This is a genomic window from Serratia sp. CY55921 (assembly GCF_052167655.1).
In the GTDB taxonomy this organism is placed as follows: domain Bacteria; phylum Pseudomonadota; class Gammaproteobacteria; order Enterobacterales; family Enterobacteriaceae; genus Serratia; species Serratia ureilytica.
On record NZ_JBJNMU010000001.1, the window covers coordinates 861,518 to 874,451 of the forward strand.

12 protein-coding genes are annotated in these 12,934 nt (G+C 57.6%); 7 read left to right on the plus strand and 5 right to left on the minus strand.

Features of this window, described 5'->3' with window-relative positions:
- Window positions 1–18: 18 nt before the first annotated feature.
- The 3 genes from ACJ8M3_RS04125 to ACJ8M3_RS04135 all read left to right on the plus strand — a co-directional run bounded on the left by ACJ8M3_RS04125 (window position 19) and on the right by ACJ8M3_RS04135 (window position 2,325).
- A complete protein-coding gene (locus tag ACJ8M3_RS04125) occupies window positions 19–1,041 on the plus strand; it encodes a lytic murein transglycosylase (RefSeq protein WP_089197699.1) in 1,023 nt (340 codons plus the stop codon).
- A 58-nt stretch (window positions 1,042–1,099) separates the two neighbouring features.
- Complete coding sequence (locus tag ACJ8M3_RS04130; RefSeq protein ID WP_033643338.1) at window positions 1,100–1,756, plus strand: fumarylacetoacetate hydrolase family protein; 657 nt, start codon at window positions 1,100–1,102, stop codon at window positions 1,754–1,756.
- 122 nt (window positions 1,757–1,878) lie between these two features.
- Window positions 1,879–2,325, plus strand: a complete 447-nt coding sequence (locus tag ACJ8M3_RS04135; protein ID WP_025159803.1) for a YcgN family cysteine cluster protein — start codon at window positions 1,879–1,881, stop codon at window positions 2,323–2,325.
- Between the two features lie 118 nt (window positions 2,326–2,443).
- On the opposite strand, the gene ACJ8M3_RS04140 is transcribed toward ACJ8M3_RS04135, so the two are convergent.
- From ACJ8M3_RS04140 to nhaB, 3 genes are all read right to left on the minus strand, one after another.
- Entirely contained in the window at window positions 2,444–3,205 is a 762-nt protein-coding gene (locus ACJ8M3_RS04140) for an aspartyl/asparaginyl beta-hydroxylase domain-containing protein (protein ID WP_047574892.1), read from the minus strand.
- Window positions 3,206–3,855: 650 nt separating this feature from the next.
- A complete protein-coding gene (gene dsbB, locus ACJ8M3_RS04145; RefSeq protein WP_033643335.1) occupies window positions 3,856–4,386 on the minus strand; it encodes a disulfide bond formation protein DsbB in 531 nt (176 codons plus the stop codon).
- 120 nt (window positions 4,387–4,506) lie between these two features.
- Entirely contained in the window at window positions 4,507–6,072 is a 1,566-nt protein-coding gene (nhaB, locus tag ACJ8M3_RS04150) for a sodium/proton antiporter NhaB (RefSeq protein ID WP_142075637.1), read from the minus strand.
- Window positions 6,073–6,315: 243 nt separating this feature from the next.
- Between nhaB and fadR the strand changes: the two genes are divergently transcribed.
- Window positions 6,316–7,035, plus strand: coding sequence for a fatty acid metabolism transcriptional regulator FadR (gene fadR / locus ACJ8M3_RS04155; protein WP_033643333.1), 720 nt, complete (start codon window positions 6,316–6,318; stop codon window positions 7,033–7,035).
- A 57-nt stretch (window positions 7,036–7,092) separates the two neighbouring features.
- Here the strand turns inward: fadR and ACJ8M3_RS04160 are convergent, their stop codons facing one another.
- Entirely contained in the window at window positions 7,093–8,628 is a 1,536-nt protein-coding gene (locus ACJ8M3_RS04160; RefSeq protein ID WP_033643331.1) for a SpoVR family protein, read from the minus strand.
- Window positions 8,629–8,926: 298 nt separating this feature from the next.
- Here ACJ8M3_RS04160 and zinT point away from each other — a divergent pair, with 298 nt between their 5' ends.
- Window positions 8,927–9,577, plus strand: coding sequence for a metal-binding protein ZinT (gene zinT, locus ACJ8M3_RS04165; RefSeq protein ID WP_033643330.1), 651 nt, complete (start codon window positions 8,927–8,929; stop codon window positions 9,575–9,577).
- A 46-nt stretch (window positions 9,578–9,623) separates the two neighbouring features.
- Here the strand turns inward: zinT and ACJ8M3_RS04170 are convergent, their stop codons facing one another.
- On the minus strand, window positions 9,624–9,941 hold the full coding sequence (locus tag ACJ8M3_RS04170) for an antibiotic biosynthesis monooxygenase family protein (RefSeq protein WP_047574897.1): 318 nt from the start codon (window positions 9,939–9,941) through the stop codon (window positions 9,624–9,626).
- A gap of 534 nt (window positions 9,942–10,475) precedes the next feature.
- On the opposite strand from ACJ8M3_RS04170, the gene ACJ8M3_RS04175 reads away from it, so the two are divergent.
- Window positions 10,476–11,780 carry a D-amino acid dehydrogenase gene (locus ACJ8M3_RS04175; protein ID WP_033643328.1) on the plus strand — a complete coding sequence of 435 codons (1,305 nt, stop codon included), beginning with the start codon at window positions 10,476–10,478 and terminating at the stop codon, window positions 11,778–11,780.
- A 76-nt stretch (window positions 11,781–11,856) separates the two neighbouring features.
- Window positions 11,857–12,930: a catabolic alanine racemase DadX gene (gene dadX, locus ACJ8M3_RS04180; RefSeq protein WP_033643327.1), complete on the plus strand. Its 1,074-nt coding sequence runs from the start codon at window positions 11,857–11,859 to the stop codon at window positions 12,928–12,930.
- Window positions 12,931–12,934 lie beyond the last annotated feature (4 nt).

Consider the following 12,934-nt stretch of genomic DNA (forward strand, 5'->3'; position numbering starts at 1 on the left):
ACGGTCAGGGGAGGCATGATGACACGTTCGGCGAGAAGTACCGCGTTGGCCGTTTGGCTGGCGCTGGGCGGTGCGATGATGCCGGGCGCACCGCAGGCGGCGCAGGAGACGACGCTGGCGACCAGCGGGCGCGATCCGGCGCAGTTCCCGGCGTATGTCGAACAACTGAAGCGCCGGGCGCGGGAACAGGGCATCAGTCAGGCCACCCTTGACCGCGCCTTTGCGCAAATCCATTTCGTCGATCGGGTGATCAAGGCCGATCGCAATCAGCCGGAGCAGAAGATCACGTTGGACGATTACCTGCGGCGGGTGATGTCGCCCGCCAAGGTGCGGCAGGGGCGCGAACTGTACCGGCAGCGCCATGCGCAATGGCTGCGGGCCAGCGAACACTATCGGGTGCCGGGGCGCTATATCATCGCGCTGTGGGGCATGGAGAGCGCCTATGGCAAGATCCAGGGGCGGGAGGACGTGGTGTCCGCGCTGGCGACGCTGGCATTCGAAGGGCGCCGCGAGGCCTTTTTCAGCCGGGAGCTGCTGGCGGCGTTGCAGATAGTCGAACAGGGGCACGTTGGCGATACGTCGCTCAAAGGGTCCTGGGCCGGCGCGATGGGGCAATGTCAGTTTATGCCAAGCTCCTTCCTGCGCTATGCGGCGGACGGCGACGGTGACGGACGCATCGATATCTGGAATAACATTGACGACGTTTTCGCGTCCACGGCCAGCTACCTGTCCAAAGAGGGCTGGCAGCCCGGCATCGGTTGGGGGCGCGAGGTCAAACTGCCCGCCGGCTTCAATCGAGCCGAACTGGGCCTGAAAGACGCGCAGGCGCGCAGCGTCAACGACTGGCAGAAACGCGGCGTGCGCCGTGCGGATGGCCGCGCGTTGCCGCACGCCGTGCAGCGCGGCTGGATCATCGCGCCGGATGATCTGCAGGGGCGGACCTTCTTGGTCTATGATAATTTCCGCACCCTGATGCACTGGAATCGCTCTTACTATTTCGCTATCGCCGTGGGTATGATGGCAGACGCGATCGGGCATTGATCCGGCACACCAATAATCGGCTTGGCGCGCCAAGCCTCTACAGTTTGGGAGAAGCGGTATGTATCAACACAGAGACTGGCAGGGTTCGCTGCTCGATTTCCCGGTGAACAAGGTGGTCTGCGTCGGCAGCAACTACGCCGATCACATCAAGGAAATGGGCAGCGCGGTGTCCGTCGAGCCGGTGGTGTTTATCAAACCGGAGACGGCGTTATGCGATATCCGCCAGCCGGTGGCCATCCCTAAAGAGTTCGGTGCGGTGCATCATGAGGTAGAGCTGGCGGTACTGATCGGCACGCCGTTGAAGCAGGCCAACGAAGATCGCGTGGCGCGTGCGATTGCCGGTTACGGCGTGGCGCTTGATCTGACGCTGCGCGATCTGCAAGCCGGTTTTAAAAAGGCCGGTCAGCCCTGGGAGAAGGCCAAGGCCTTCGACGGTTCTTGTCCGATGTCAGGGTTTATCCCGGTGGCGGAATTCGGCGATCCGCAAAACGCCGAGCTGTCGTTGACGGTCAACGATCAACTGCGCCAGCAGGGCAATACGCGTGACATGATCACGCCGATCCTGCCGCTAATCAGCTACATGAGCCGTTTCTTCACGCTGCGCGCCGGCGACATCATCCTGACCGGCACGCCGCAGGGCGTAGGCCCGATGGCTTCCGGCGACATGCTGAAAATCAGTCTGAACGGTAAAGCGCTCAGCACCCGGGTGATCTGATCGCTGTTCGCCGCCGGCATCGTCGGCGGCAAAACTTGCATCTCGCGGCTAAAATGTCTATATAGTGCCCCCTCGAACCTGTGCGCAGGTGAGTTATCCATTTACCGAAACCGGACGCTAACATGTCACAACTCGCTTTTTGGCAACAGAAAACGCTGGCGGAAATGTCAGAACAAGAGTGGGAATCGCTGTGCGACGGGTGCGGGCAATGCTGTTTGAATAAGCTGATCGACGAAGATACCGACGAGATTTATTTTACCAACGTAGCCTGCAACCAGCTCAACATCAAATCCTGCCAATGCCGTAACTACGAGCGGCGCTTCGAGCTGGAAGAGGACTGCATCAAATTGACGCGCGAAAACCTCACCACCTTCGATTGGTTGCCGCCGACCTGCGCCTATCGCCTGATCGGCGAAGGCAAGCCGCTGTTCCCCTGGCACCCGTTGCTGAGCGGCTCCAAGGCGGCGATGCACGGTGAGCGCATCACGGTGCGGCATATCGCGGTGCGCGAGAGCGAAGTGGTGGACTGGCAGGACCATATCCTCAACAAGCCGGACTGGGCCAGATAACGCCGACCCCCTTGCGCAGCAAGGCGCGTTTTCATGCAAGAGGGCGGCGTGTCAGGACACGCCGCCCTCTGCAATTGCGCTAACCGGCAGGCGTGAGGTTATGGCATAAGCCGTCACTTCACTCCTTTTTGTCGCGGCGGCGCCAGTTGGCTAGATTTTTCAGCGGCTGCTTCACGTAAGGGCTGGCTTTAATCAGGCTGAACAGCAGTTTATTTACCGCCGTCCCCACTTTGTCCATCGGCCGGTCGATATCGAGAAACAGCACCGCACGCAGTTCGTCGGTATCATTGCGCACCTCGTGTTCATAAGAGTCATCAAACAAAATGACCTTGCCTTCATCCCAGTGCAGGATCTGATCGTCGACGCGGATCCAGAGCTTTTCCCGATCCTTTGGCACGATCAATCCCAAATGCGCGCGCACCACGGCACGAGTCGGGCCTTTGTGGGGGACGATGTGATAGTGCGGCTTAAGAATCGAGAACATGGCGGTGCGCATGCCGGGGATCTCGCTGACCGCCTGTGCGGTGTGCGGACAAATGGCGCAGTTCTCATCAACGCGCTGCCCGTAGACAAATAGCCCGAAGGTTTTCCAATTATCCCCTTTGGAGATGCGTTTCTGATCCGGTGATATTTGGTGGAACGCGGGGATGTCCTCCGGGTGCTCCAGTAACCGATCCAACTCCTGGCGAATGGCAGGCCAACGGGCTTCCAGCGCCGTCACCCAATTAAATTCATGATTACCGATCCGCGGCGTAGTGGAGATGAGCGAATGGCGAGTCTGAAATTCGCCGTTCCAGTGCAGGAATTTTTTCCCTGCTTTGAGCAGCATGCGCCGCAGGAACGGGCGCTGAGACGTGGGGGGAAAGGTGCTATCCGGCATAAATCGTGTCCTTGATATCATTGGCCTACTGCATTCAGCATAAGGAAAGAATCACGAACGATTTTAATCATTAGTGCGCGAGCGATGGCCGATGAGTGATACCGCGCAGAGTTAAATTTGAATGATTTATTTAAAGGCAGCGGGGACTGACGGTTGGGGGGAGAAGGAAAAAAGCCCCTGCAAAGATGAGGGGCAAGACACACAACAACACCAGGGAAATCGGTAGTACTCACTTTGCCGATACTATAAGGATTTTATGGGCAAACTTCACCAAAATATTGTGCTCTGAATGTGACAAAGACGCAGTCGTTCATAAATAACGGTAATTTATTGATGCCCGCAGGCCGTGAGGAAAGTGCCTGCACAGCATGTGTTGGCCCGCTGGCAACGCAGAAGTTTAATGTTATGTAAATTACGCGCTTAATCGAGCCAGGATGCTTCTTTTTAAACGATAAGTTGGGTAATTTGGCCGCTCTCCCGCAAGTTCGAGAGCATAACAATGAAAATGGTCCGTCTGTTTGCCGTAGCTGGGGCACTGATCGTGCTCGTTTACTTCCTTACACATACCTGAAATGGGGTTATCTCTGAATTCAACAGTAATACCCTAAAAAAACGGCGCCCTGAGGCGCCGTTTTTTGTTTGTTGGCCTATCAGCGGCCGAACAAATCGCGGCGGCGTGGGCGAACAAATTGCGCGATCAGCACAATCAGCGCCACCAGCAGATAGGCACCGAAGATACCCACCAGCCACTGTGGCATTTCCAGCGTCAGGAACTGCCATTGACGCACGGAACAGTCACCGGAAGCGTGGAACACCGCAGGCAGCCATTTATCCAGCGGCAGCCAGGACGGGAAGCTGACGAAGAAATCGCAGGTATTGAACGGCGAGGGGTGCAGTTGGATCATGGTGTGTTTCCACGCCAGCTGTACGCCTTCCCAGGCGCTGTAGATCCACAGCAGGATCGCCACATAGCGCAGCGGCGTTTTCGGCGCGATGGCGCCCACCAGTGAGGCGCCGAGGATGCCGAACAGCGCGCAACGCTCGTAAATGCACATGACGCAGGGCTGCAGCAGCATAACGTGCTGGAAATAGAGCGCGACCAGTTCCAACACCAACGCTGTCAGGGCCATCAGCAGCCAGGCGCCGCGTCCTTGTGAACAGCGGTTAAAGAATTGCAACATATCTAGATTCTTCCATGCAGTAAGCAATTGAACCGGCAGTGTAAACCAATTCCCCCTCGCTGCCAGCCACCTGGGCCGGTTTCAGCGTAAAAATAGTCGGTTTACCCTGCCGGCGCCGCATCAGCGGCCGATGGCGTCGACAGGCGGCAGCGTCAGCCAGTGCCACTGTGTCAACAGTTCGGTCGCCGGCTCCAGCGTGAACTGTACGCACAGCAGGCCGACCACGGTCAATACGATCGTATAAGGCAGGGCCATCCACACCATGCGGCCATACGACAGACGCACCAGCGGCGCCAAGGCCGACGTCAAAAGGAACAGGAACGCCGCCTGGCCGTTAGGGGTCGCGACCGAAGGCAGGTTGGTGCCGGTATTGATGGCGACCGCCAGCAGTTCGAACTGTTTCAGCGCAATGGCGCCGGTTTCCAGCGCGGTGCGCGCTTCGTTGATGTAAACCGTGCCGACGAATACGTTGTCGGAAACCGACGACAGCAGACCGTTGAACAGGTAGAACAGCGAAAGCTGAGAAGCGGGCTCGGCGCGCAGTACAAACTGGATCACCGGGCTGAACAGGTGTTGCTCAATGATCACGGCCACCACGGTGAAAAATACCGTCAGCAGGGCGGTGAACGGCAGCGCCTCCTGGAACGCTTTGCCGATGGCGTGTTCGTCGTTCACGCCGCACAGCGATGTGGCGAGAATGATGACCGACAGGCCGATCAGCCCGACTTCCGCCAGGTGGAAGGCCAGCGCCAGCACCAGCCAAACGCCGATCAGGGCTTGCATCACCAGCTTGAGCCTTTCTTGCTTGCTGCGGCCTGCGGTGGCCTTGCGATCATACTCTTTCAGCACCTCACGCACCGCTTCCGGCAGTGGCGTGCCGTATCCAAACAGGCGAAAACGCTCTACCAGCCAGCAGACCAGCAGGCCGCATGCCAGCACCGGCAAAGTGACCGGCGCCATCCGCAGGAAGAAGTCGATAAAGCCCCAGCCCGCGCTTTTGGCGATGATCAGGTTCTGTGGCTCGCCCACCATGGTCATGACTCCGCCGAGCGCGGTGCCGACGCCGGCGTGCATCAGCAGGCTGCGCAGAAAGGCGCGGAATTGCTCCAGCGTCTGCTTGCGCTCTTCGCCGGTGAAATCGCTGTCATCGCCGATGTCGCCGTCGGAGCGGTTCGACGTCACATTGTGATAGATGGAATAGAACCCCGTGGCGACGCTGATCACTACCGCGACGACCGTCAGCGCATCGAGGAAGGCGGAAAGGAAGGCGGCCGCCAGGCAGAACGCCAGTGACAGCAGCGTTTTCGAGCGGATATTGAGCAGCAGTTTGGTGAACACGAACAGCAGCAGTTGCTTCATAAAGTAGATGCCGGCCACCATAAAGACCAGCAGCAGCAGCACTTCCAGATTGTGTTCGATTTCTTGCGAAACCTGCGCCGGGCTGGTCATGCCGATGGCCACGGCCTCCAGCGCCAGCAGGCCGCCCGGCAGCAGCGGGTAACATTTCAACGCCATCGCCAGGGTAAAGATGAACTCGATCACCAACAGCCAACCCGCGAGAAACGGGCTGGCGAAAAAGAACACCAGCGGGTTGATCGCCAGGAAAATGAGAATGGTCAGTTTGTACCAGTCGGGAGATTGCCCCAGGAAGTTTTTGAGCAGGGCGCTGCGCAGGGTTGTTTCCATTGTCCTTTATGCATCCTTAAATCAGTCGTAGCACGTACCCTAACAACGCGGCGGGGGCGGGTGCAACCGGAGCTTGTTTTACGGCGGCAAATTTCTCAGGGCCGGTGTTTTTGCGCGTTTTTTGCCACTTTATGCACACTTTCGTTTATTGTTTTTCGCTCACGCTATGTCATGTCTGTGTGATCTGGTATGATGAGCTGATTACTTTTACTGATTTTATCGTCGCAACGGAACGTCAAACACATGGTCATAAAGGCGCAGAGTCCTGCCGGTTTCGCGGAAGAGTACATTATTGAGAGTATTTGGAATAATCGCTTCCCCCCTGGCTCTATTTTGCCCGCGGAGCGTGAGCTTTCGGAGTTGATTGGCGTCACGCGCACCACGTTACGTGAAGTGTTGCAACGTCTGGCCCGCGATGGCTGGTTGACCATACAGCATGGTAAACCGACCAAAGTGAACAATTTCTGGGAAACGTCCGGCCTCAATATCCTTGAGACCGTGGCTCGTCTCGATCACAAAAGCGTCCCGCAGCTGATCGATAACCTGCTGTCCGTGCGTACCAATATCGCGTCGATCTTTATTCGCGCTGCGGTGCGCAATCATCCTGAGCAGGCGCAGGAAGTGCTGGCGAAAGCCGCCGAGGTGGAAGATCAGGCGGATGCCTTCAATGTCCTGGACTATGAGATCTTCCGTGGTCTGGCGTTCGCTTCCGGCAACCCGATCTATGGCCTGATTTTCAACGGCCTGAAAGGGCTGTACACCCGCGTGGGCCGTTACTACTTCTCCAACCCGGAAGCGCGCAAGCTGGCGCTGACCTTCTACAGCAAGCTGTCTACGCTTTGCCATGAGAAGCTGTACGACCAGGTGATGGACACCGTGCGCAACTACGGTAAAGACAGCGGGGCGATTTGGCAGAGCATGCAGGGCACCATGCCGAGCGATCTGACCGAAGCGCGCCGCTGATGCCGTGCGAATGACATAATAAGGGCGCCGTGTTGGCGCCCTTTGTCGTTATGGCGGTTACAGCGGCGTAGGCCGCGGCGGGCAGCGGTCGAGCAATTCCACGCTGCCGTCTTCGTTTTGCTGCTCGAGGATCACGTCGAAGCCCCACAGGCGATGCAGGTGCTTCAACACGTCGCGGCGGCTCTTATCGAGCGGCGCGCGCTCCTGCGGGATGTAGCGCAGCGTCAGCGAACGGTCGCCGCGCAGGTCTACGTTCCAGATCTGAATGTTCGGCTCGTGGTTGCTCAGATTGTATTGAGCCGACAGCTCCTGGCGTATTGCCCGGTAGCCCGCTTCGTTATGGATCGCGGCAATTTCCAGGTAGTTGTTGCGATCGTCGTCCAGCACGGTAAACAAGCGGAAGTCGCGCATCACTTTGGGCGACAGGAACTGGCTGATAAAGCTCTCATCCTTAAAGTCGCGCATGGCGAAGTGCAACGTGTCCAACCAGTCTTTACCGGCGATGTCCGGGAACCAGTAGCGATCTTCCTCGGTCGGCGATTGGCAGATGCGCTTGATGTCCTGGAACATGGCGAAGCCCAGCGCGTAGGGGTTGATGCCGTTATAGTATGGGCTGTTGTACGGCGGCTGATAAACCACGTTGGTGTGGCTGTGCAAAAACTCCAGCATGAACCGCTCGGTCACCCGGCCTTCGTCGTAAAGATGGTTAAGGATGGTGTAGTGCCAGAAGGTCGCCCACCCCTCGTTCATTACCTGGGTCTGTTTTTGCGGGTAGAAATATTGGCTGACTTTGCGCACGATGCGCAGCACCTCACGCTGCCACGGTTCCAGCAGCGGCGCATTCTTCTCGATAAAATAGAGGATATTTTCCTGCGGTTCGCTCGGATATCGGCGCGCCTGCTCAGGCGACTCTTCGCGCTCGACGCGTGGCAGGGTCTTCCACAGCGTATTCACCTGGCTTTGCAGATACTCTTCGCGGCTTTTCTGGCGCGCTTTTTCTTCCACCAAAGAGATTTTTTGCGGGCGTTTGTACCTGTCGACCCCGTAGTTCATCAGCGCATGGCAGGAGTCCAGCAGCCGTTCCACTTCTTCGACGCCGTAGCGTTCTTCGCACTGGCTGATGTAGTGGCGAGCAAACAGCAGGTAATCGACGATGGAGCTGGCGTCGGTCCAACTGCGGAACAGGTAGTTATTCTTGAAGAACGAGTTGTGGCCATAGCAGGCGTGCGCCATCACCAGCGCCTGCATGGTGATGGTGTTCTCCTCCATCAGGTAGGCGATGCAGGGATTGGAGTTGATGACGATTTCATACGCCAGCCCTTGCTGGCCCTGTTTGTAGCGCTGCTCGGTTTCGATGAATTTTTTGCCGAAGGACCAATGGGTATAGTTGATCGGCATGCCGACGCTCGAATAGGCGTCCATCATCTGTTCTGAGGTGATCACCTCGATCTGATGGGGGTAGGTGTCGAGCCGGTAATGCTTGGCGACGCGGTCGATCTGCTCCAAATACACCTGCAGCAGTTCGAACGTCCAGTCCGGTCCATCGCTCAGACGTTTATCATCCTTAACCTTGTCATGTGTTGAAGTAGTCATCAGCGCACCCTCATTATTCACGGGCCTTGCTCAAACGGCAGACCCTGTAACAAGCATAGTTCAAGTCATAATTAACCATTGCAAATCAGTGAAATAAAAATGCCGGTACGCAAAGGGGCGAACGGCGGTCGATCCGGCGCCCGTCCCGGCAGAAGGCGGTGCAACACCGCGCATCTCCTCCGAGTATAGCCCTGCGGCAGGGGCGTGCAACACATTGCCTGCTGTGCGACAGGGATTGAAAACTGTTATGTTATATTGTAACTTTTCATTTTTCTCAATAACGGACAAGGAGCGCGTTTTGACGAGGCATTTGGGCAAATTGGCAGTGGCGCTGGCGGCGCTGTTCATCAGTGGGCAAACGTTGGCTCACGGGCATCATTCACATGGCAAGCCGCTGACGGAAGTGGAAAAAAAGGCGGAGGGAGGCGTGTTCGACGATAAAGACGTCAAAGATCGCGACTTGGCGGATTGGGAGGGCGTATGGCAATCCGTGTATCCGTATCTGATCAATGGGGATCTTGACCCGGTGTTCAAGAAGAAAGCGGCGCAGGATAAGAGCAAAACCTTCGCAGAGGTGAAGGCGTATTACCGCAAAGGTTACGCCACCGATGTGGATACCATTGGCATTGAGAACGGTATCATGGAATTTCACCGTGGCGACCAATCCAGCGCCTGTCAGTACAAGTACGCCGGGCATAAGATCCTAACGTATGTCTCCGGTAAGAAAGGCGTGCGTTATCTGTTCGAGTGCCAGGATGCCGACAGCCAGGCGCCGAAATTCGTACAGTTCAGCGATCACATTATCGGGCCGCGCAAATCGGCGCATTTCCATATCTTTATGGGCAACACGTCGCAGGAGGCGTTGCTGAAAGAGATGGATAACTGGCCGACCTACTACCCATTCCAGCTGCAGACCAAAGAAGTCGTGGACGAGATGCTGCATCATTGATGCTTCTCTCTTCTGCCACCACAAGCCCGCACGCGTGGGCTTGTGGTCAGTCGAACGACCTGATTTGCAGGTAATCGTCCGTGACGTCCATTTCAAATAGCGTTTCATCCGCCAATAAAGTGGCGCGCATACGATCCCGAGCCGCTCGGTACCGTTCATCCAGCTGAATATCACCGGCGTTTTCCCATGCCGAGCGGCTTGGCCACTGCCCATAGCCGATATATTTGCCGTTCACCTCCCGATGCAGGCGCGAGCCCAGGCTGCCGCGTTGCTGATAGATGCCCTGCGTCAATTCAAGCCAGGCCTGGCGAAAAGCGTGTTCGTGTCCGGTTTTGACTGAGAACTGATAGAGAGCGATGAACATGCGAGGTTCTCCTGAATAGCGACAGTATGAACTCTGGGCGCGGCTGGGGGCTTGAACGTTCATATCGTGCTGCAGCGAAAACAAGATGGCGCCACAGTGAACGCCGCTTTATTCCAACAGTAAAAATAAGGCTATTAAGGGCTGAAAATTTACGCGATTTTTCTGCTGCAGCGGGTGGTGCCGTTATTTGCCAGTTGTTTTGGTATTTTTTGTTTTTGTGGTTTTTTATTCTATTTATAGGTTAGCTGATATTTTTATATTCTGTTAAATCCATGTTGCTTATCACGCCAATTTTCCATGACATCAATGATAGCAATGCTAGCGAATCAGGGGTGACCTCGCGCCATAAACCCCCTTAAACCGTATCTTATCGCTATTTTCTGGCGGCTATTGCAAATGCGCGGGCCATCGACGATAAATTAATTGTGAATATTGTCACGTTTGATGACGAAGTTGTTGGACGGATTTTTTCACTGAGTTAATTTCCTGTTAGCAGAAGATTGTGCTTTGTGAAGCCTTGGGCTGGAGTCAGCGATGCGAGTGGTAATTTTAGGTAGTGGAGTGGTGGGCGTAGCCAGTGCCTGGTATTTGGCGAAGGCTGGGCATGAGGTGACGGTGATCGATCGTCAGCCTGGCCCGGCACTGGAAACCAGCGCGGCGAACGCTGGGCAGATTTCACCGGGCTATGCCGCTCCCTGGGCGGCGCCGGGCGTGCCGCTGAAGGCCATTAAGTGGATGTTCCAACGCCATGCGCCGCTGGCGATCCGTCTCGACGGCAGCAGCTTCCAGCTGAACTGGATGTGGCAGATGCTGAAAAACTGCAACACCGAACACTACATGACCAACAAAGGCCGCATGGTGCGCCTGGCGGAATACAGCCGCGACTGCATCAAGGCGCTGCGGCAGGAAACCGGCATCCAGTACGAAGGCCGTCAGGGCGGCACGCTGCAGCTGTTCCGCACCCAACAACAGTTCGAAAACGCCGCGAAAGATATTGCGGTATTGGAAGATGCCGGAGTGCCTTACCGATTGCTGGAGGCCGGCCAACTCGGCAGCGTTGAGCCTGCGCTGGCGCAGGTGGCGCACAAGCTGACCGGCGGCCTGCAGTTGCCGAACGACGAAACCGGCGATTGCCAACTGTTTACGCAACAGTTGGCGAAGATGGCTGAGCAGGCGGGCGTGACCTTCCTGTTCAACCGCAGCGTCGACCGTCTGTTGGTGGAGGGGGACAAGATCGCCGGCGTACAGTGCGGCGAGGAAGTGTTCAAAGCCGATAGCTATGTGGTGGCGTTCGGTTCGTACTCCACGGCGCTGCTGCGCGGCCTGGTGTCTATTCCGGTTTACCCGCTCAAGGGCTATTCGCTGACGATCCCTATCGTCGATGAGGCGGCGGCGCCATTCTCTACGGTACTGGATGAGACGTATAAAATCGCCATCACGCGCTTCGACCAGCGCATTCGCGTCGGCGGCATGGCGGAGATCGTCGGTTTCAATACTCAGCTGGAGCAAAAGCGGCGAGAAACGCTGGAGATGGTGGTGCGCGATCTCTACCCGAACGGCGGCAGAGTGGAAGACGCGACGTTCTGGACCGGCTTGCGCCCGATGACGCCGGACGGCACGCCGATCGTCGGCCGCACCTCGTTGAAAAACCTGTACCTCAACACCGGGCATGGCACGCTCGGCTGGACCATGGCCTGCGGTTCCGGGCAGTTGTTGTCCGATCTGATGTCCGGCATTACGCCGGCAATCCCTTCCGATGACCTGGCGGTGGCGCGTTACAGCGCCGGATTTCGCCAGCAACACGCGGTTCCGCTGAACGACGTGCATCCCGCACGTTAATCGTCGACGCTGTCATAGACTTTTTCGGCCACGCGCAGGCGCGCGTGGCCGCTGTACGCTGCCTCAAGGAGAAGCGATGCCCCGTCCGATAACCGCCACGATGCATCTCGGTGCAATTGAAAACAACCTGCAGGTGGTGCGCCGTTTCGCCCCCGGCGCCAAAGTCTGGGCGGTGGTCAAGGCCAACGCCTATGGCCACGGCATCAAACACGTTTGGCGCAGCATGGCGCACACCGACGGCTTCGCCATGCTGGATCTGGCCGAAGCGGTGTTGCTGCGCGAGTCCGGTTGGCAGGGGCCGATCCTGTTGTTGGAAGGCTTCTTCCAGCGACAGGATCTGGCCTTGCTCGATCGTTATCGCCTGACGACGGCGGTGCACAGCGACTGGCAACTGGCGGCGATCGCCGACGCAAAGCTGAGTGCGCCGCTTGATGTCTATCTGAAAGTGAACAGCGGCATGAATCGGCTGGGGTTTGCGCCCGAGCGCCTGCATGAGGTGTGGCGCAGGGCGCAGGCTGTCGCCAATATTGCCGAGCTTACGCTGATGAGTCACTTCGCCACCGCCGACGGGCCGGAAGGCGTAACTCAGCAGATGGCCACCATCGAGGCGGCGGCGGCCGATGTACCGCTGCCGCGTTGCCTGGCCAACTCGGCCGCTACGCTGTGGCATCCTGCGACCCACGGCAGCTGGGTGCGCCCTGGGATCATTCTCTATGGCGCTTCACCGAGCGGATGCTGGAACGATATCGCATCGACGGGGTTGCAGCCGGCGATGACGCTGAGCAGCGAGATCATCGGCATTCAGCAACTGAAGTCTGGAGATCGCGTGGGCTACGGTGGCCGTTACAGCGCCGCCGGCGCGCAGCGTATCGGCGTGGTGGCCTGCGGTTATGCCGACGGCTATCCGCGTCATGCGCCGACCGGAACGCCGGTATGGGTCGATGGCGTGCTGACACGCACCCTGGGAACGGTATCGATGGATATGCTGGCGGTGGATTTGACGCCCTGTCCCCACGTTGAACTGGGCGCCGAGGTGGAGCTGTGGGGAAAACGCCTGCCGGTGGACGAGGTGGCCACGGCGGCAGGGACGTTAGGCTATGAACTGTTGTCTGCGTTGGCGGCACGGGTGCCGGTCGTTACCGAAGCCTGAGCCG